The sequence below is a fragment of the Paenibacillus harenae genome, from assembly GCF_030812415.1.
Taxonomy (GTDB): Bacteria; Bacillota; Bacilli; order Paenibacillales; family Paenibacillaceae; genus Pristimantibacillus; species Pristimantibacillus harenae_A.
This window is the reverse complement of record NZ_JAUSST010000006.1, coordinates 63,765-83,328: the sequence shown is the minus strand read 5'-3', so window position 1 is coordinate 83,328 and position 19,564 is coordinate 63,765. Positions and strand designations below refer to the sequence as shown.

17 protein-coding genes are annotated in these 19,564 nt (G+C 47.4%); 4 read left to right on the top strand and 13 right to left on the bottom strand.

The genetic code is table 11. The features are described 5' to 3' along the window. Positions 1-139: 139 nt before the first annotated feature. Positions 140-5,893 (bottom strand): 5'-nucleotidase C-terminal domain-containing protein, encoded by a 5,754-nt coding sequence (locus J2T14_RS21335; RefSeq protein WP_307473989.1) that lies wholly within the window; start codon positions 5,891-5,893, stop codon positions 140-142. Positions 5,894-6,394: 501 nt separating this feature from the next. On the opposite strand from J2T14_RS21335, the gene J2T14_RS21330 reads away from it, so the two are divergent. Further along, positions 6,395-6,583 carry a hypothetical protein gene (locus J2T14_RS21330; RefSeq protein WP_307473987.1) on the top strand — a complete coding sequence of 63 codons (189 nt, stop codon included), beginning with the start codon at positions 6,395-6,397 and terminating at the stop codon, positions 6,581-6,583. A gap of 72 nt (positions 6,584-6,655) precedes the next feature. Here J2T14_RS21330 and J2T14_RS21325 read toward each other — a convergent pair whose 3' ends face one another. From J2T14_RS21325 to J2T14_RS21300, 6 genes are read right to left on the bottom strand one after another with little or no spacing between them, the layout of a single operon-like run. Next, the gene (locus tag J2T14_RS21325; protein WP_307474803.1) at positions 6,656-7,000 is read right to left on the bottom strand and encodes an FtsX-like permease family protein; all 345 of its coding nucleotides are present in this window, start codon (positions 6,998-7,000) and stop codon (positions 6,656-6,658) included. Between the two features lie 51 nt (positions 7,001-7,051). Next, positions 7,052-7,495 carry an SRPBCC family protein gene (locus tag J2T14_RS21320; protein ID WP_307473986.1) on the bottom strand — a complete coding sequence of 148 codons (444 nt, stop codon included), beginning with the start codon at positions 7,493-7,495 and terminating at the stop codon, positions 7,052-7,054. 60 nt (positions 7,496-7,555) lie between these two features. After that, complete coding sequence (locus J2T14_RS21315) at positions 7,556-7,948, bottom strand: SRPBCC domain-containing protein (protein ID WP_307473983.1); 393 nt, start codon at positions 7,946-7,948, stop codon at positions 7,556-7,558. Continuing rightward, positions 7,948-8,127: a hypothetical protein gene (locus tag J2T14_RS21310; protein WP_307473980.1), complete on the bottom strand. Its 180-nt coding sequence runs from the start codon at positions 8,125-8,127 to the stop codon at positions 7,948-7,950. The genes J2T14_RS21315 and J2T14_RS21310 overlap by 1 nt, the downstream gene beginning before the upstream one ends. Before the next feature lie 43 nt (positions 8,128-8,170). Further along, positions 8,171-8,629, bottom strand: coding sequence for an SRPBCC family protein (locus J2T14_RS21305; RefSeq protein ID WP_307473977.1), 459 nt, complete (start codon positions 8,627-8,629; stop codon positions 8,171-8,173). Continuing rightward, complete coding sequence (locus tag J2T14_RS21300) at positions 8,610-8,936, bottom strand: ArsR/SmtB family transcription factor (protein ID WP_307207854.1); 327 nt, start codon at positions 8,934-8,936, stop codon at positions 8,610-8,612. Before J2T14_RS21300 ends, J2T14_RS21305 begins: the two co-directional genes overlap by 20 nt. Positions 8,937-9,206: 270 nt before the next feature. Here J2T14_RS21300 and J2T14_RS21295 point away from each other — a divergent pair, with 270 nt between their 5' ends. Together J2T14_RS21295 and J2T14_RS21290 are read left to right on the top strand one after the other, a co-directional pair. Further along, positions 9,207-11,798 carry a putative bifunctional diguanylate cyclase/phosphodiesterase gene (locus J2T14_RS21295; protein ID WP_307473976.1) on the top strand — a complete coding sequence of 864 codons (2,592 nt, stop codon included), beginning with the start codon at positions 9,207-9,209 and terminating at the stop codon, positions 11,796-11,798. A gap of 166 nt (positions 11,799-11,964) precedes the next feature. Then, positions 11,965-13,056 (top strand): extracellular solute-binding protein, encoded by a 1,092-nt coding sequence (locus J2T14_RS21290; RefSeq protein WP_307473974.1) that lies wholly within the window; start codon positions 11,965-11,967, stop codon positions 13,054-13,056. Here J2T14_RS21290 and J2T14_RS21285 read toward each other — a convergent pair. The 5 genes from J2T14_RS21285 to J2T14_RS21265 form a co-directional block, all read right to left on the bottom strand. Continuing rightward, entirely contained in the window at positions 13,019-13,513 is a 495-nt protein-coding gene (locus J2T14_RS21285) for a DoxX family protein (RefSeq protein WP_307473972.1), read from the bottom strand. The genes J2T14_RS21290 and J2T14_RS21285 overlap by 38 nt on opposite strands. Before the next feature lie 50 nt (positions 13,514-13,563). Continuing rightward, a complete protein-coding gene (locus tag J2T14_RS21280) occupies positions 13,564-14,025 on the bottom strand; it encodes a DUF2269 family protein (protein ID WP_307473970.1) in 462 nt (153 codons plus the stop codon). Between the two features lie 6 nt (positions 14,026-14,031). Beyond that, positions 14,032-14,646 carry a TetR/AcrR family transcriptional regulator gene (locus J2T14_RS21275; protein WP_307473968.1) on the bottom strand — a complete coding sequence of 205 codons (615 nt, stop codon included), beginning with the start codon at positions 14,644-14,646 and terminating at the stop codon, positions 14,032-14,034. Positions 14,647-14,751: 105 nt separating this feature from the next. Continuing rightward, positions 14,752-15,681, bottom strand: coding sequence for an NAD-dependent epimerase/dehydratase family protein (locus J2T14_RS21270; RefSeq protein WP_307473966.1), 930 nt, complete (start codon positions 15,679-15,681; stop codon positions 14,752-14,754). Between the two features lie 52 nt (positions 15,682-15,733). After that, the gene (locus tag J2T14_RS21265) at positions 15,734-16,591 is read right to left on the bottom strand and encodes a MerR family transcriptional regulator (protein ID WP_307473964.1); all 858 of its coding nucleotides are present in this window, start codon (positions 16,589-16,591) and stop codon (positions 15,734-15,736) included. Between the two features lie 630 nt (positions 16,592-17,221). Between J2T14_RS21265 and J2T14_RS21260 the strand changes: the two genes are divergently transcribed. Then, a complete protein-coding gene (locus tag J2T14_RS21260; RefSeq protein ID WP_307473962.1) occupies positions 17,222-17,755 on the top strand; it encodes a hypothetical protein in 534 nt (177 codons plus the stop codon). A 65-nt stretch (positions 17,756-17,820) separates the two neighbouring features. Here the strand turns inward: J2T14_RS21260 and ptsP are convergent, their stop codons facing one another. Continuing rightward, complete coding sequence (gene ptsP / locus J2T14_RS21255; RefSeq protein ID WP_307473960.1) at positions 17,821-19,545, bottom strand: phosphoenolpyruvate--protein phosphotransferase; 1,725 nt, start codon at positions 19,543-19,545, stop codon at positions 17,821-17,823. Between the last annotated feature and the right edge of the window lie 19 nt (positions 19,546-19,564).

The window sequence follows — 19,564 nt, the reverse complement described above, 5'->3', positions numbered from 1 at the left end:
TGGTGGCGGCGACTCGTGGTACAACAAATCCACAATTCGCTGCCACTTGATAATTCATATGTTTGGAGCCTGGCTCTTCCCGCCACACCGATGCATCAGTGGATTCTTTCCTTTCGCATTGGTGTCAGAGGCAGTTGTTTTATAAATTGGTTATGCTAATGATTACTTGAATGTTAGAAATGATATAATCAGCATCTGCATCCGAAAGACCTTTGCCTCTTTGGGCATTCACCGCGTTGATTAAAGCCTGCATCTGGTTAACGGCAGCCTTATGATTTCCTTTACTAATGGATTTTTGGGCATTCTCCAGTTTAGATAAGATGGATTTCTCTCTTCCGTTTGGCATATTGAGACTCTTAATATATTCAATCGACTGATCGATTAAGCTTGTTGCACTTACGTCATTGACGTTAATCGTGATGCTGCTGTTTGTAGTCAGAATACCATCACTTGCAACGAAAGTAACGTTTGCATACATGCCCGCTTGTGTATAATCCGGTGTCCAGCTGAAAACGCCCGTTGTCGGATCAAAAGTTGCTCCCAGTGGCAAATGGCTTGTGGTATACATGATCGCATTGCCATCTGGGTCTGTGCCGCTCACCGTAAATTGCAGAAACTCGCCTTCGTCCACCGTTTTATCACCGATTGGATTTAAGACAGGCGGGCGATTGACATTGTTAACGGTAATGTTTATAGACTCACTTGCAGTCTGACGGCCGTCAGTTGCAGTGAATTGAACGTTTGGATACGTGCCGGCTTGCGTATAATTCGGCATCCAATTGAAAACGCCCGTTGTCGGATCAAAAGCTGCTCCCGGCGGCAAATTGCCAACGGAATACGTTATAGTATCGCCATCCTGATCTGTACCGCTCACCGTAAATTGCAGCAACACGCCTTCATCCACCGTTTTATCGCCGATTGGATTTAAGACAGGAGTTGTAGGCAGAGGACTGCCTTTCAAATCGACGATCCGGCCTTCGACAGCGGAAGTAGCCGCCGTAATCGTTCCAACCTTCTGAATATACTTCGTAAATACCTCGTAATCCGGCAGGTACAGCAGATTGACGCGTCCCTCTTTATAAGCCTTCTCAAGCGAAGCGTAGAAGTCTCCGCCTTTGGCCGTGAACGCATTCGTTGCCACTTCATAGGTCGCCTTCAAATTAAGAGGAACGTATTTATTGCCGTTCTTCACCTCTACGCGTACGACGCGCTCGTTCACCGGCTTGGTCGAATCGTAGTCGAATCGCATGCCCGCAATATGCGGGAAGCGGCCGTCCTTCGTCGTCGTAATGGTTGAGACGCCGTTTTCAAGCGCATCCTTGATTTCTTGACCCGTTAACGAAATCGTAACCAGGTCGTTATTGAACGGAAGCACCGTGAGCACTTCCCCTTGCGTAATCGACCCCACATTGATCGAATCGCGGATGCCGCCGCCATTCTGCAGCGCGATTACCGCATTCGTACCGGCCGCTTTGGCCGCGTCCAGCATGCCGTCGGCGATGAGGTTGCCGAGATTCGTTTCCTTCGAGCGCACATCTGCTCTTACGCCGTTCAGCACGACATCCGAATTGCCGACCTCAGTGCCAGTCAGCTCAACAATTCCCGGCTTATACTTCGTATCGAGGATCAACTTCGCTTCCGCGTCCTCGGCCACAATATACGTTGTGCCGTTCTTCGCATCGATGGAGATCAGCTCTTCGTCCCACTCCGTCAGAACGCCTTCTTCATTAAACATGACTTCGAGTTTGCCAAGGAATTGGCCCTTCTCGCCGGCTTGTACGATAAGCTTCGGCGCGTCCGGGTCGGTATTATCGACAACCGCTTCCTCCAGCTTGGTGTGACTGTGCGCGCCAACGATAATGTCGATGCCTTCAACCGCTTTAGCAAGCTCAACGTCGGCATCGTAGCCAAGGTGCGACAGCACGATGATTTTATTAATGTTTTGCGCCTTCAGCATGGCAACCGCAGCAGCCGCCTTTGCTTCCGCGTCCTCGAACTTGACGTCGCCAGGCGAGGCGATGTTCGCCGTATCCTCCGTCGTCAGGCCGACGATTCCGACCTTCTCGCCATCCACATCCATAATAAGCGCCGGGTAGATGGTCTTATCGCTTCCCGGATTGCCGATTTCATTCTTGAACTTCTGACTCAAAATCGCGTCATCCGAGAAATTCACGTTGGAGGAAACGAACGGGAATTCCGCATTGCCGATAAAATCGGCAAGCACCTGAGAGTTTTTGTCGAACTCATGGTTCCCGAACGTCATCGCGTCGTAGCCGACCAGGTTCATAAACTCGAGATCCGCTTGGCCAAGATACTTGTTGAAATAAAGCGTACCGGAGAACACGTCGCCCGCATCGACGAGAATCGGATTCGTCGCGCTGGCTTTCGCATCCTTGATCGCCGTCACGCGGCGCAGGACGCTATTCGGCGAACTGGTCGTATCCAGGTTCGCGTGCGTATCGTTCGTATGCAGAACCGTGAGCGGGAAGCCGGATGGCTTGCTCAAGTCGATCTGCGCCATGACCGCATCGTGATCGGATACCCGCCCGTCTGACGGAGAGAAGTCCGCGTTCAAGTGGACAACGTCCGGCTCGGCATTCGCGGTCAGGTTTTTGCTGACCAGTATATGATCAAGCACCTGCGAATTGCCGTCATACGTATACGTGTACCTTTCATTCAACGGAAGCTCGTCGATCAGATTGTCAAGCTCGTTTCCTCTTACAATCTGTGCCGTTTCGGTGAACTGGAAGTCATTCAAGTCGCCTAAGGCCACGATATTGGCTTCCGGGTTTTTCGTCAGCACGTCCTTCACAAATCCGTTCACGATTGCCGCAATATCATGCCGCTGATCTTCGCTCGACAGTACAGGAGGTTGAACGACGCCGAACGGTCCGTTGTCGCCCCCTTTCGAATTGAAGTGGTTGGCAATGACAATCACTTTCTCGCCGTTAAATTCGAACTGAGCCGCAAGCGGCTTGCGCGAGCTGTTGAACGCACTGTTCGTCGGGTCGATCCGTCCCGGATTATAGGTCAATTCACCGCTATCGCCTGTGTACCCGACAGCTTCGGTTGCGGAACCTTTCCGGTTGTTCACGCTGCCCGTAAGGCTTACACGATCCGGATTGTATAGGAAGCCGACTCGAATGTTCCCGCCTGGCGCTCCGCCATCCTTTTTGTCCTGTGGAGCGATGTCTGTGTATACATAATCGGGACCGCCGGCAGCTTTAATCGCTTCGATCAAATCGGATGCATCCGCCTCGACCAATCCGGTATCCGCCTCGCCGTTGCCGTCCTGCATCTCGACGACGCCGATAATATCCGGCTTCTTCATGTTGGATACGATGGATTCGGCTAATTTCTCCGTTTTGGTTGCTCCTACGCCCGGATAATAATTTTCGATGTTATAGGAGGCGATTAATAATTTGTCTTCATCGACTTGAAGAGTAGTCGTTTCCCGCTGGAACGTATTTTGGGTAATAGCCGGCAAGCCGTTCAATGCCGGAATCACTTTGAAATTACCGTTGTTGTAGCCAATAACGCCTGTTACGTCGCTATTGAATTTGTCGCCTGTGCTGACCTGCTGCCCCGGATCGCCGTACGCGATCAAGAGACGCTGCGGATTCAAGTTGTTAGGCCCTTTCAGAACCAGTCCTCCTGCAGCTGTAAGGACGTCGTTTGCATCATTTTCAATTCTTGTCGGTATGTTGTACAGCATGGAATTGCCGCTTCCGCTTGTCCAATAAGGACTCAGAATCGTCGGTGTCGGCAGCTTAACGAGCATGCCCTCCAATGATTCATAGAAGTCGATTGCATCCTCTGCTGGCTGAAACTCCGTCATAGGAACGGTGTCATTGTCGATGATGGAGGATGGAATCACTCTGCCGTTCTTGCCGAGCGTGACAGGTTCAGGCACCGCATTGACGGGAGATACGATTGTTCTTGCCGTCATCGTGATTTGCGTAGACGTTAAATTGCCGGTGTTTCCTTCGTTATATTCGGATACCGTACCCGTCACCGTAACCAAATTCCCGATGGCCGGCTTCAGCGCTTCGTTCGTGCTGTATACGAAGATGCCTTCGGAAGTATTGATGTTAGTATCCGGGGTCGGATCCTGCATGAAGAAGCCTTTGTAAACGCCGGTGGCGAAGGTGTAACCGTACTGCGTTACGACACCTTCTACATCCGTAACCGTCTGGCCGGCATATTCCGACTTATGGGACTCGCCCTGAATATCGTGAATGCGCGGCGCCTCCGAAGCCTCGTACTCGAACGTATAGATCTCGCTGGTCTGGCCGCCAGCAACCGCAATCGCTTTAATGACGACATCTTCGCTCACCGTAATCGGTGAATCATAGAGCTGGCTTGCCTCTGATGGGTTGGTGCCGTTCAGCGTGTAGTAAATCGCCGCCCCGCTCGTCGGGCTCGAGAGCGTTACCGAGCTGCCGATGATAATGCGGCCTGCTCCCGGACTGGCCATGACCGAAAAGAGGTCCTCCACGAGCGCGCCTTCGTTCAGCGGAATAAACTGATAATCCGCGTTAAACTGCTTAATAACACCGGTAATTTTTTCAAAAGTTTTGTTTAAAGTTAATTTCGATAGATTGGAGTAGATAGTAAAGTTATTGCCGCCTTGGCTTGCCGTCACTTTGCTTCCGTCTTTGTCGACGATAGTCACATCTTCAAGCGTAACGAGTTCCGCTTCGTGAGCCTCACCGTTAGCCGGTGACAAATCCGCGCCCGTCAACAGCTTTGCTTCCGGTACGCCGGCATCCTGCTCTACGACCTCATACGTAAGTCCGGATTGAGGCTTGATTTCCTGCAGACCGTTGAAGATATCCATGACACCGCGAACTTCAACACGGTCTCCGATGTCTGCAAAACCCGGGAAATTGTACAACACGATTCCGGCAGTCTCATCCTGAATGTACGTCTCCGGTCCGTCGATGTGCGTCACAATGCCCTCGGTCCACACGTTCTGCCCTTTGACAGCCAAGCGGGCCGTGGCAACGTTCGACTTCTCCAGTATCGTATAGTCGAAAGTCGACTCCGGGCTATCCGGCATGCCTTGCGCCTGCGCGTAAGCCTTGATCGTTGTCGCTTCGCTTATTGTGATCGGTCCCGTATACGGCTCAAAGTTTTCCGTCCCGCCCGAACCGTACACGGCCGCATAAACAGAGGCACTTACCGTATCCGTTTTTAACGAGATCTCCGTGCCTGCAGGCCAGGCATTTGGTGCGGGCGAAGCCGTAACAGGGCTTACGGCAAGCGCGTTATAGCTGCTGTTGCGCGGATCCGGCGTTCTGACTTCGAAATCCGCTGCGTTGTTATCCGTATCCTCTCCGCGACTGCCTTCCGAAGCGCCTGCAGCCGCCTTCCGAATAGCCGCTGTCGTGCTCGATAGAGCAGGGGTCGGATTCGTCTCCGATAAGGTAGCGGTCCCAAAGCCTACCAAATCAATCGTAGTACCAGAACCGTCGACCAAGTCTACTTTCCCGTTTGAAGCGCCCAAGCCTAACGTTCCGACTGCATCGGGAGCAGGCAGATCCTTCGTCCCGCCGGTGCCTGCCGTTTGTTGAATCAGAAAGTAACCTTTTGCATGAATAGTGCCGTTTATTTCCGTCACATTATTGAAAGTACCAGTAGCACTTGCATAGCGTACCTTCCAATTCGTCATCGTGACTGGAATATCAGTCGGATTGTACAACTCGATAAAATCATTTTTATACTCGGCCCCGCTGTTGCCTCCGCCCCCGTATACCTGCGAAATCACAACATGATTAGCATCCGCTGCCTGTACGGGCGCACCAATGCTTCCCAGCGTGCTGCCGACAATCATAACAGCAGCCAGCATCATACCTGTCTGTCTCTTTATACGTGAAATCCAATGCCGCATGTTACTTTCACTCCTCTCTCCAACCTAAAATTGCATAATAACTAGCATTTCATCCTTAATAGAGTAGTTCAAAATTGTAATCAAAGCGTCAAAATGAAATTAAGTTCTAGTAAACATGAACATTTGTTCAGATGCGACAACAAAAAATCCCCTTTCCGCAAACATGCACGAGATCTGGTTACAGACTGTTTGCACGATGAAGTAAGGGGATTATTCGCTTTGGGCCCAAGCGTATTAGTCGCACCATATGATGTCATATAAACTATCATAAACTTATGTCGGATAGTATACAGCGGAGCCTTTCGCCTGTCAATCGGCTGAAACTACCTGTTATTTTTCGAGAAAATCCAACAAAAAAAGCTATCCACAGCGGCCGGCAGCCACCTCCTGAATAGCTTTTCGAAACCTATCCGCAACAACAACAGCTGGACGATTAGACTCGCAGTTGGTATACTTGCCGGAGTAGACAAGCCTATTCCATCCGGAAACAGGAGGCAATCGATGAGAAGATACAACTTCATAAGGCCGCTATTGTTGATTGCAATTGCGCTGCTGACGAAAAGTCTGGTGACTAATCTCTGCATGGTGTTTGGCTTAGGGCAGGAAACAGCGTCCAATTTAGGATTTATCGCAATGATTGCTGCAGCCCTTATCTTTTATACCCGCATAAAGAAAAATCGCCATAAATAGAAGAGCCTCAAACCCAGCCTCATGCAGGCTGGGTTTTCAACTTGTATTGTTGCCTGCTCAATCCCAGACCAACTATTCCGTAATCAGCCCGTGCGGCGTAATATTTTTCATCCGATAAGCGGCGGTCATGGATACGGCGTATGCCAGTACAACCATACCGATACAAAGCGAGGCGATTAAGGACAGCTTAATCGTAAACTGCACATTGTGAATGCCGGCACCGGACAGCAGCAGCGTCAGCACGGAATTCGTATAAAGCGAGCCGAGGGCACCGCCGATAAAGACGCCTGCCAGCATAATCGGAACGTAGCCGAGCGCAATTTGATTCATTAGTTGAAGCGTCGTGTAGCCCGTTGCTTTTAAAATGCCAAAATCTCTTTTGCGTTTGAGCAGCGTCGTTTTGATCACCATATACAAAATCAAGATAAGTGGTGGTCATTCGGCCCGATTGACAAATCAGGTTACCCTTTAATTCGCTGTTTCTTCCAGTAAAAACTTGATTTTGTTCAAATCCTTTTTGTTGGCCCTCTTCATCATCAAAGACATAAACGGAGTAAATAGAATCGAAAATCCGCTAGGGTTGCCTTTGTTGCGCAAAGTCATTCGAGTGGAATGACCGCTCAGAGACTCCCAGGTATAGGTCGTTTCCATCGGAAAAGGACCATCGGCCGTCCTCATGACAAGCTTTTTTCCCGGTGTATATTCGGCGATCTGATACACATAGGAAAGCTCCCTTCCAAGGAATGCAGCTTTAAATGCCACTTTAGAACCAACCTCGATCCGCTTCGGTGTTTGCCATTCAGCTGAGTTAATATTGACATACCATTCAGGTGCGTTGTCGGGGTTAGCGGCATATTCCGCAACTTGATCACGGGGACGATTTATTGTTATTTCCGTTAAAACATCTACCATATCCAATCCCTCCAATAAAAAATGAAAAGCGTGCATATACTCGCACGCCGTTTCACTTGCTTAAGCTAATAATTTCTCTATTGGACCCCAGTAATTGGCGTGCCATCCGGATGCGAGATGCTCGCCTTGTCCCTCCGGGAAACCGGAATGATCAAACATCAGCAAGGTTTCGGAGCCTTGCTCCTTTAGCTCGATTTTGATTATCGAGTAGATACCTTCTTCCCAACTAGCAGCACGCCAAGCTTGTACAATTCGCTGATTAGGTACGAGCTCAATGTTGCGTCCCAGGATCATGCCTCCAAAACAAGAAAACTTGCCGCCTTCTTCTGTACTGATATCGGTTGGAGCGCCACCGGTAGCCTTACTAAATTGCTCGCTGCTAATAAGAATATCGTAAATACGCGCTGGATTAGCTTTAAACGCCACTTCTTGATGAATCGCCGAGCCCGTCATTACGCCCCCGCCTTTAACTGCTCGTCTTTATTAACGAGCCACTGCTCCAGCATATCGACAGTCATGCTTTTCAGCATATCCGTGTGTTCTTGAATGGCGTGATGCCACATAGCCGCTTCTGCTTTATATTTGTTTTCATCCGTAATTTTGAATCCACAGTTGCAAGATAATGTATTCATTTTATTAATAATCTCCTTTAAATATAATTATTTAGTCTTTAAATTAATGCATAGCTTGTACTGACCACGGATCGACGCCCGGATCCTGGCCTTGCGCGATCAATTGCAGGCGAGACATGTAATGCGTCCAACCTTGCACATGTGAGGCTACTTCCGTTCCCGGCAGATCGTAATGCGTCAACACCAAGAGAGTTCCGTTATCTTTGGGAGTCAGTCTAAATTCAACGGTACTGGATCCAGGCGGTACAATCTTCGACTTCTCCCATCCCCATGTCATGACGATTTTCTCGTTTGGGATCATTTCTTTGTATTCACCTATCGCAATGTCGCTCCCGTTAACATCAATGCGATATTTGCCGCCGATACTCGGATCAAGTAAAACATGACGCCCCATCCAACGAACTAATTTATCAGGGTCTGTAAAAAAGGAGAACAATGTCTCCGGACGGCATTCGATAAAAATTTCTTTCTTGATCGTGTCGCTATTGCTTGTTGAAGTCATTTTTTCTTCTTTCCTCCTCTTCCGCTGCTTCCTTCAAGCGCATTAAGCTGTCATCCCAGAAGCTCTCGATGTAATGCATCAATTCGGCAAACCCTTCCCTCCTAATGCCATAAAATCGCTTGGTGCCTGCCCGCCTCACAACGACGAGCCCTGCCTCCTCTAGAACTTTAAGATGCTGTGAAATAGCTGGTGCTGAAATGTCAAAATGCGAAGCAATGGCGCTGGAGGTCAGCTCCTCATGACGGACAAGATGTAAAATATCTCTGCGCCTAGGTTCCGTTATCGCTTGAATGGCTTTATCGATCATGACGTTAATTTAGCATAGACTTAATTAAGTGTCAACTTAATAATGTTTCCCACGGTCGTTTCATTTGATTTATTTTGACCTGGATTCGTACAAAGTAATCAAGGCGTATTTATGAGTTGATCGATATGGTTAATATTGTATTTCACCATTCTCTCTATAAGCCTTAGTTTTTGAAACCGATATATATACATATATGCTTATTTGCTGATGAGTACCGTTGGTTATCAGATACCGGGAGGCTGCGAACATGTAATGCGGAGTTTAATGGGGATGATTAAACAGCATATCTATACAATTGTCGGAATGACATTGCTCGGTTTATTCTATTGGGCATGTTTGATTTACCCCTTTAAGTTGGTTCTAGGGATGGAACTCTATTTCGCTAGTATTTTCACTTTTATTGCGCTTAAAATATTCGGTTGGAAAAAAGCTGTTGGCTTGGCAGTTATTATTCAACTATTGGCCGTCGCTATTCTGCATGAATCTATGCATTCTTTGATCATATCGCTATTGGAGCTATTAGCCGCATCTCTTTGGACATTGAAAAAAAAGAGGAGAATATTATTACCAACCTTCTTGTTTTGGACCGTAATCGGTGGTCCGTACATTCTGTTGGTAAGCCTGTCGCAAGGACTGCATGTCAATTTTTATTTGATTCTTATTTTGGCCGTCCTTTTCATTAATGCTTTGTTTAATGCGTTATTGGTCGACGCGGCCTCGACTTATATTCCCTACGCAAGGCCAAAAAGCACGGGGAGAATCCATTTATCCCGCATGCTAATCGATTTGACGGTCTTTAGCATCATCGGATCTTCTTTTTTATTTATTCTTAATACAGGTCTCAACGCCGAACGAACGATGATTTCCGATTTAGGGACGCAAGCCGCTTCGACAGCAAGTTCAATCCTGGATTCTTATAAGCAATGGACAGGCGAACAAGTCCAATCGTTAACTCTTCGAAGCTGGGTGCAGCTTGGGCATCTGCAAGAATTAATACGGAACTCATCAGGCTCTGCTGTGAATCAGGCAGTCTTTTATGATGCCAAGGGAGAATTCATAAGATCCTTTCATTTCAATAATGAAGATTCGACTCTACTATGGATCGGACCGGGATATTGGAATCATATAACCGGAAATCTACACAAATGGGAACCCGTAAACACGCTTGCTAATTCCCCTGGCGAAATATTGAGGGAGACGGCATACGTTTATAAGCTTAATCTCGACGGTTCTACCCTCTTGTTGCGTTTTTCTACAGTTAAATACACGGAAGAAGTCATCCATTATTTTCTTTCTCAGTCGATAAACGTATTGTATATGGCTATAGTGATTGGCTCTCTTGCTCTATTTTTGCATCGTTTCGTGATTCGATCCATCAGACTGTTGGCCAAAATCACAACCGATTTGCCCCAGCAAATAAGGACCACGAAATCAACGGAATGGTTCGATTCTCATATTGAGGAAATTTACACTTTGATTCAGAATTTCTCGTTCGTTACGGAGCAATTAAAGCAAATTTTAAAGGAATCCAACCATCATGCTAATTACGATACCTTAACCGGACTTGCCAATCGGAGACATTTTAATGAATTCACCCAACACGTCCTTGAGACAAGTTCAACCCCAAACCAGTGCGTTGCCTTTATGTTTATTGATCTTGATCGATTTAAGCCTATCAATGATAGGCATGGACATGCGGCTGGAGACGAATTGCTCGTGCAAGTAGCCGATCGGTTGAGAAAGGTTTCCGGAAGCAAGGCTTTTGTGGCGAGACTCGGCGGAGATGAATTCGTCATTGTATATCGTGATACGAGTAAGTCCGAAACCCGAGAACTGGCGTTGCAAATTAGCGAACAGCTTCGGATTCCATTCATCATCAATCATCAAGAGGTCAATATCGGCGGGTCGATCGGAATAAGCATGACTCCAGACGATGGATTGGATGCGGAAACCGTGATTAAACACGCAGATGTGGCGATGTATATCGCTAAAGAGCAGAATGATCATTCTTTTGTATTCTATGAAGATATTGCGCATCAATTAGCGACAGACAATTGGGATATTGCGCACGAACTCCAGTCGGCGCTAGGAAACAACGAACTCACGTTGCATTACCAGCCTATCGTAGATAATCGGACAGGCGACATGGTTAGAGTAGAAGCGTTGGCGAGATGGCCTCATCCGATTAGGGGACTAATACCTCCAAGCGACTTTATCCCGATTGCAGAACAAGAAAATTTGATGGATATTCTGTCTGCATATGTGATTCGCGAAGCTTGTATACAAGGGAAACGATGGTCTGATATGGATGAAACTTCGCCCAAGCTAAAGATAAGCGTTAATTTATCTAAAAAACAGCTGGCGCAACGCGAAACCGCGGAAATGATAGAGAACATATTAAACGAGACGGGCTTCGCTGCAGACCTGTTGGAAATCGAGGTAACGGAAGAGGCATTTTCGGAAGATCTTGAACTCGTGGTCGCTTCCCTCCACGATCTGCGTAATCTAGGAGTTCGAGCATGGGTTGATGATTTCGGGAAGGGTTATTCTTCCTTGGCAATCATTGATCTCCTGCCCATCCATGGCATCAAGCTGGACCGATTATTTATTCAACGGTTGTCATACAAAAACAGTTCCTTTAGCATCGTTCGTCATATGATAAACCTTGCAAATGAACAAGGCTTGCAGGTCGTAGGAGAGGGCATCGAGCATGAAGAGGAGGCACGGCTTCTCATTGAGGCCGGATGTTACTTGCTCCAAGGCTATTACTTTGGAAAACCAATGAACGCTTCGCAGATCACAAAGGAGTTGTTCGCACGGGAGGAAACGTTAAGGGGGAGGGTGAGGCAACGTGGATACTAATGCCCGACTTCAATCGTTTAAGATCATCCTTCATTTTCTGCTATGCGTGGTCTTAATCGGTTGTTCCATTGACTCTCCACTCGAAGGTTCATTCACTTCGCCAGTTCCCAAGTCGGATTCAAGTCAAGACTCCGACACGGGGGACACCTTGCGGATACTGGCAACAATGGAGAATCAAAGTTTGATCATTGACGAATATCAAAAAAAGTTTCCTGATCGAACCGTACTATGGGACTACGCTACAGGGGATGCTTTTCTTCAAAAGCTGGGTGCAACGCCTGCCCCGGATCTGGTCATAGCCGGGAACGAGCTTCTGAACGTTTTAAGCGGATTCGACTTATTTGAAGATGTCGGTATAGAGCCCTATCACGCGGGGGGACTTATCCAGGAAAAGTGGTTTAATCGTTTGACGCTAACGCCATTTCAATCCATTGATGGTCAATCGCTTATTGCGATCCCGAAAGACTTTCCTATGGCAGGGACGTTCTATCGAGCCGACATACTAGAGGGATACGGTTTTCCTTCAGATCCCGAAGAGCTCGGAAAGTTTATGGAGCGCCCCGAAAATTGGATTCTGCTTGCCGAGACTCTTAAGTCTCATGGCATTGGGGTGATCAGTTATACTCATGATGCGCTCAATATGGCTGCGGCTGGATATGGCTATTTCGATCATTATGGAAATTATGCGAGAAACACCGAGGATTTAGTGCCGTATGCCTCGCTTACGCTTGATATTGAGCGCAAGGGTTTGGATTCGAACTGGAATATGTGGGACGATAAAGGTCAACAAGCCATTAGAGATAGTAAGTTGGTTATGCTATATTTGGGGGAATGGGGCTGGGACCTCATCAAACAGTGGGATCCTGATCATTACGCACAATGGAAGTTTACTCGGCCCCCGTTTAACGCTTATTGGGCTCATGGAGGATCCTTTTTCTCGATCATGAAAGCAAGCCCGAATAAATCCTCTGCATGGGAGTATGTTCAATTGTCGATGGAGATGGAGGGGCAATATAGAGAAAGTCTAAGCGGCTGGAAATGGCATCCCGACGTTAGAAATCACTGGTCTTCGCCGCTTGCGGTCAAGGCAGAGGAAATTTGGTCGAAACAGCTTCAGAATTTGATATACACGGATATATCCGGATCGCAATTGCTGCAAACGATGGAGACCAAGACCTTAGAGGAGCTTGGAAATGATCTTAAAATTCTTAACGGATTGTTCAATCTTTCGAATCAGACAGACGTGAACCATGAGTAATCGGTAAAGATCGATGACGGAGGTAAAATATCATGATGGCAAGGCTGGCGGACAGGAATACAATTTGCATCAAGGTGCGGGGGAATAAAGCATCATCCGGTTTCGCCGCGAGATCTGAAAGGGCATAGTGAACATTTGCCGGGAACATGACAATCAGTAGAAGGGATAGACCTCCAGCTGCCCAAGGAGCCGTGGGCCGCCATAGCAATCCTACAGCTCCTGCCAATTCCAGCAAACCGGTGAGCGTCACGATAAAATCCGGATATGGAAGGAAAGGCGGTACCATGCCAATAAGCTTTTCCCGCATCCAAACGAAATGAACAGTGCCCGTCAAGATAAACATGGCCGCAACTCCGCCCCGCAGCGCAACTGGCCACGGGCGCAGACGGTTTATTCCCGCAATTCCCGCAATGAGAATGGCAATAGTGACGACCACAAGAACGATCAGCGGTTCCATAAAATTACCTCCGATATGAATGATTAATGATTGGAATCATACAAACCATTTTAGAATCCCTTCATCACCATCAAGTATAGGATGATGATCGGCAGAAAAGTAGCGGCGACCCCGTAAATAGCCCATTGGCGCGAAGCGCGCCGATATTCCGCAGAGATTGTACCTGTCATTATACTATCGGCACTGGACCGGATCATTTTGCGTTGCAACGGAATGAGAATGGCTAGCCAAATGATCCCGGTAACCGACAATAAGATCAGCGATAGAGAAAGCCAGTTTATTCCTGTCCATGTGACGCCGGACTCGCTAGCCATCGCACCGCCAGAGACAATGATCATGACGAGACCGGGAATCGTAAAAGCATAGTCGGCAATCATGACGTTCTTAGCAGCCTGATGGATGACGACCGGATTCCCCGCTAGATCGGCCCGAATCTTCCAGAATGCCGCCGTAATGATATTACCGGCCATTAATAAGACGCCAAGCAAATGCAAGACTAACCATAATTTCACGTTTAATCACCCTTTCTTTCCATCTTCGGTGCCCGGATTTAAAATGCCGCCAATAAACGTCGTTAAATCTTGAGCTTTAAAAGCTGACTGTACCCGTGGAATACCCGAGCGGATTCGTAATCCGAATGTCATAAGCGTGAACATATCTGCTGTTTTCTCCGCATCCACAGTCTCGGTAATGACTCCGTGCCTCTGCCCCGTTTCAATCCACAGCTTGGATAAATGCACAGACCGATCGTAATACTGCTTCAATGCTTCTGCGACCAAAGGGTCATCTTCTTTTCCAAGCAAGTACAGCAACACTTTGTTCGTTACGTCATGCGGATTTTCATATGCAATGATGCTTTCCTTGATTTGCTGCATGGGTTCATTGAAGGTTTGCCGGCCATGCTCAACCGCATTCATAAAATTAACGTTTGTTGCTTCAAGACGCTCCTGCAGCACCCAGACAAAAATTTCGTTTTTGCTCTTTACATAGTGGAAGATTGCGCCTTTGGATAAGCCGGACTTGCCCATGATATCCTTCATCGTAATGGAATGACAACCATTTTCCCTTATCAATTCTTTGGTCGTGTCCATCAACCGTCTTATCGTCTGTTGCCTGCGTTCCTCTTGTTTCAATGCCGCTCCTCCATGTGAACTTTTATATTTTTATGTACTCATTATAAATACCAACCATCGGTTTGTAAATAGACTCTTTTATTTGGGGCCGTCAAATAATCCAGCTTACTGTTCGTTATTCGACTGTCTGAACGATTGCACGGTTTTCTCTAAGGCATATTCCAAAGGCGTTGCAGCCACGCCGAACCGTTTCGTGAATTTGTTGCTGTCCACGACAAAATCCTCTTCAAATTGGTACAGCATTTCTATGCTTTCTCTTGCTTCGGGTATGAACAGTCCGCCTAATCGCAGCATTCCTTTTCCCATCGTTCGGATGACTGCCGGGAATCCAGCCAATCGATACGCCATTTCCACGAATTCCCTTGTCGTAACGGTATCCGCATTCGGTACATGCCACACCTGTCCAAATGCGTCATCATGATCGCTGAGCACAACAAGCGCCTTTCCGAAATCATCGATAAACGTGTACGTATGCTTCCTATCCGGGTTACCGATTAACGTACATGCTTTACCCTTCACGATTGGGTTAAAAAGCCTTGAACCTGCGGAAGAATGATGAACGTTCGGACCGAAAAAATCAGCACCTCTCCCCATAGTCGCCTGCAAGATTCCGTCTTGATGTAATTTCGTCAATGTTCGAGCCATGGATGCCCTAACCTTACCTTTCTTAGTTACGGCAGAGTAAGGCAAATTCTCATGCATGCTCCCTTTTACCAACCCGTACATATACATATTCTCAGCCGCAACAAGCTTTGTCCCGGAAGCAATAACTCCTGCTATTATATTATCCTGAAAAGAGTTAAACATTTCGCCCCACTTGTGATACGGAGGCTGCGCGCATTGAAAAACGACCTTAGAGTCTTTCATCGTTTCCTTCGCTTGCTCTTTATCCATAAGGTCGGCCCTCTCTAACCGTACCCCTTGCGGGACCGCTGCTCTTCCATTGAAGCTGACCATTTTAACCGGTTCATCCCGAGCGACCAGTTCCCTCATTACAGACATTGCTAACGGCCCTGTTCCTAATATTAGATTCATTATTATCCTCCTCGCATTAATGGTGATAATAACAAAATAAACCCTATAGCTACTATAGGGTCAAGGCTTTTCGAACGGGAACTTGCAGTTCGACGATAAACTCCTCCGGCTTCATCATATGCGCCATATCGACAAGGTATTGCTCAATAGATGGACCGTTTTCGATGTAACCGTTATTCTCTATCCACTTCTGGAGCTTACCGTAGATCCGCTTGCATGATACATCGTTGGGAATTCCGCAGTAGAGGGCGGTAATATAATCATTTTCGGGTATGATGCGAGTATTGACGGTTTCCGGTCCTGCATGATTAAGGATGATACAAAATTCCAAGTCGGATTCCGCGCGGTCAAAGGTCATGATGTTCTCATGGTAGACGGTCATGATAGGATTCGTAATTAGATCGCTGGCATCGACCTTACCGAATAACTTCGTGAACTTTATTATGGAGGGTTCCATTCCGCAGGCATACCTCCCACGGTCAGATACCACGTGCCGATCGGGAAACCGCTTCAACTCCACTAGTACGTCAAGGTCTTTCAATCCATTTCCCAACTCCTGAAGCATAACGACCCGAGCTGTTCTCTGTTCGATCGACTTGACTGTTTTCTCCAGTCTTTTAATCTCATCTAACATCTCCTTTTGCTTGGATTCGAGCTTTATAAACAAGCTATCCAAGCTGTCGTTCTTCAACATCTCTCCAATTTCGTCTAACGAAAACTGCAGCATCTTCATGTCCTGAACAATCTTGACATAAAGGAGGTCCCGATTAGAGTAATAACGGTATCCGGATAGTTTATCCGTATGATTGGGAATCACCAATCCGATTTTGTCGTAATACCGCAAAGTCTGAATGGATATATTGCAGATCTTCGCCACTTGGCCTATGGAATAATATTGATCGTTACTCATAACCCGCAACCCCTTTTAATAAACAACCGCATCCTTATGTTAAAGGGATTTTGTGGATTATTCAATGTCTACCCATATTTATGAAATTCGCGGATATCATTATTGTTCCAAGGGAAATCTACTCTCAGAGTTGCGTGAGAAAGGGGGGGTGTTCCCTATGGTCGTTGTTATCTTTATTTTATTCGCATGGTTTTGTACGCAAGTCCTATTGAATCTGCGCCGCAAGCTCCCGCTTGTTGTCAACGTCCTTTTATTTATGGCTATAGAAGTCTTGCTTACTAACAAATTGACCATTAGCGGTTTCAGTCTTAAGTTATTCGAAATGAACCAGAGCATACCTCATTTTATAGCCTTGATTCTGCACAATGACTTCACCGTTACGTTCATCCTGCTTGCTTTCGCGAATATTTTTCTCACGTCGCCAAAAACAAGCGTTCGAATAAGTATCGCAATTTATGCATTCCTAATTCAACTACTGCTCGGCTCTGCACTACGTTGGAATCATGTACTTATATATAAAGATTGGAACTTCTTCAAAGAGTCCCTGATGATCCTATTGGTAATGGCATATACACTATTTTGGGGGAAGATCTTTCAGCGAATGGCTTCCAAGGAAGGGTGGATCCGGTAATGGAAACTGTCGTTTACGATCATCAATTCAACGGCAATGAGTGGTTCGTTATCGGGCTAATGTCTTTAGGCTTCGCAGCATATTGGTTGTTGCCGCGAACATTTTCCCCCTTGCAAACGATCTTCAATATGCTTATTGGCGTCACGTTCGGGCTTATCTTCGACCATACTATTTTTATTCCTCCCTTTGATCTGTACGACATTGGCGACAAATCAAGTTATGAAGTGTTTGATTTGTTTTCTTATCTGATGTATGCACCCTACGGATATTTTTTTATTTATGGGGTTGAACGTTTTCGAATTTATGGAATGTCGACAATCGGATATATTATTTTATGGACGGGCCTCGCTATCTTGCTCGAATGGTCTGGCCTCAAGGTTGGTTTATTCCACTACAATAACGGTTACAAGCTACTGTACTCCATTCCCATCTACTTGGTTTTGCAAAGTATTCACCTATCGATGTATCGAACGGTATTTTCAAGGCAGCGATGGCAGAGGCCGCGAACGAAGAGAGCCATACCCACCAAATAACGCAGTGCATCATTACCTTCATACAAAGCAGAAACCCGACCTGATCCGGTCGGGTTTCTGTTGGTTTACGTTTGATAAGCCTCTAAAGCTGCCCGCACCTCTTCCGGCGTATCCATATCCAAGATTCGCTCGGCAAGCTCTTTGCATTCGCTGCGGTTCAAATTAATAATTTGGCGCTTGATCTTTTGGATGGCGGACGGGGACATGCTCCATTCATGCAGTCCTAAGCCCATTAATAAGGGAGCCGCCAGAGGATCGCCCGCCATGCTTCCGCACATGCCCGTCCATTTGCCGTAACGGTCGGAAGCGTCGATCACTTGTTTGATTAACCGGATGACCGCAGGGTGGAAATAATCATACAGATAAGAGACCTTTTCGTTCATTCGGTCCACGGCAAGCGTATATTGAACCAAGTCATTCGTGCCAATGCTGAAGAAATCGACTTCTTTGGCGAAACGGTCGGCTTGAAGCGCCGCGGACGGTATTTCAATCATGATGCCGACTTCGATCTTCTCCGCCATCGGGATGCCCTCAAGGCGAAGCTGTTCCCGGACCTCCTCGAATATGCCCTTCGCTTTTCTCCACTCTTCAAGGCCCGAAATCATCGGAAACATCACTTTGAGATTGCCGTAAGCGCTAGCCCGCAGAATAGCCCGCAGTTGAGTGACCAGCAGGTTCGGACGATCGAGACACAATCGAATAGCGCGATAACCTAGAAAAGGGTTCAACTCATGAGGCAGCTCCAAATAAGGCAGCTCTTTATCGCCGCCGATGTCAAGCGTCCGGATAATGACGGGACATCCCTGCATCGCTTCCGCCGCCGATTTGTAGGCCTGAAATTGCGTTTCTTCATCCGGCATGCTGCTGCGGCTCATGAACAAAAACTCCGTACGGTATAGACCGACTGCCTCCGCTCCTGTTCCCAACAGGCCGAGCGCCTCTTCGGGCGTTCCGATATTCGCTGCGATTTCGACCTTAAAGCCGTCTGCAGTGACCGCCGCTTTATCCGCATAAGCCAACAATTGTTGGCGGGATTCCTCTTGAAGCCGCATCTTCTCACGCGTATCCTCAATCGTTTTCGTATCGGGGTTCACAATGCAAACGCCGGCAGCCCCATCAATCGCAAGCATATCGCCATCTTTAATTTGTTCAATACCGTTTCCCGCTCCCAGAATGGCCGCGATACCCAATGAATTCGCCAAGATAGCCGTATGAGAGGTTTTGCCGCCAATGCGGGTAACAAAACCAAGTACGAACCGTTTATCCAATTGAACGGTATCGGACGGGGATAGGTCATCCGCGACGATAATGACTTCTTCTTGAATATCGGATAACTGGCTGCCTTGCCGTCCTCGTACATACGAGAGCAGCCTGCTGCCCACATCCCGAACATCCGCAGCCCGTTCCCGCATGTATTCGCTCGGCATGCTTTCGAATATGCTGGCCGTCTGTAACGTCACCATTCGGACTGCCGTTTCCGCCGTCCACTTCTCCTTATGAATCAATTGCTCCATGGGCGGGAAAAACGAAGGATCATTCAGCATGCTGACCTGGCCTTTTAGAATGACCGCCTTCTCTTCCCCAAGTATGTCGTTCGCCCGAGCGACTAAAGCATCCAAATCAGCTAAACATTGCGTTTTTGCGGTATGAAGCAAGCCCGCTTCCATGTCCGGAGCGTCGGTTTTCCGATCCTTGACATCCTCCAGACGCACAGGCGAATAGACAAACGCTTTTCCTAATTTAATGCCTTCCGAAACCCCTAAGCCTTGAATGTTCAACTCCCGTGACATAGACCCGGGCCTCCTCTCC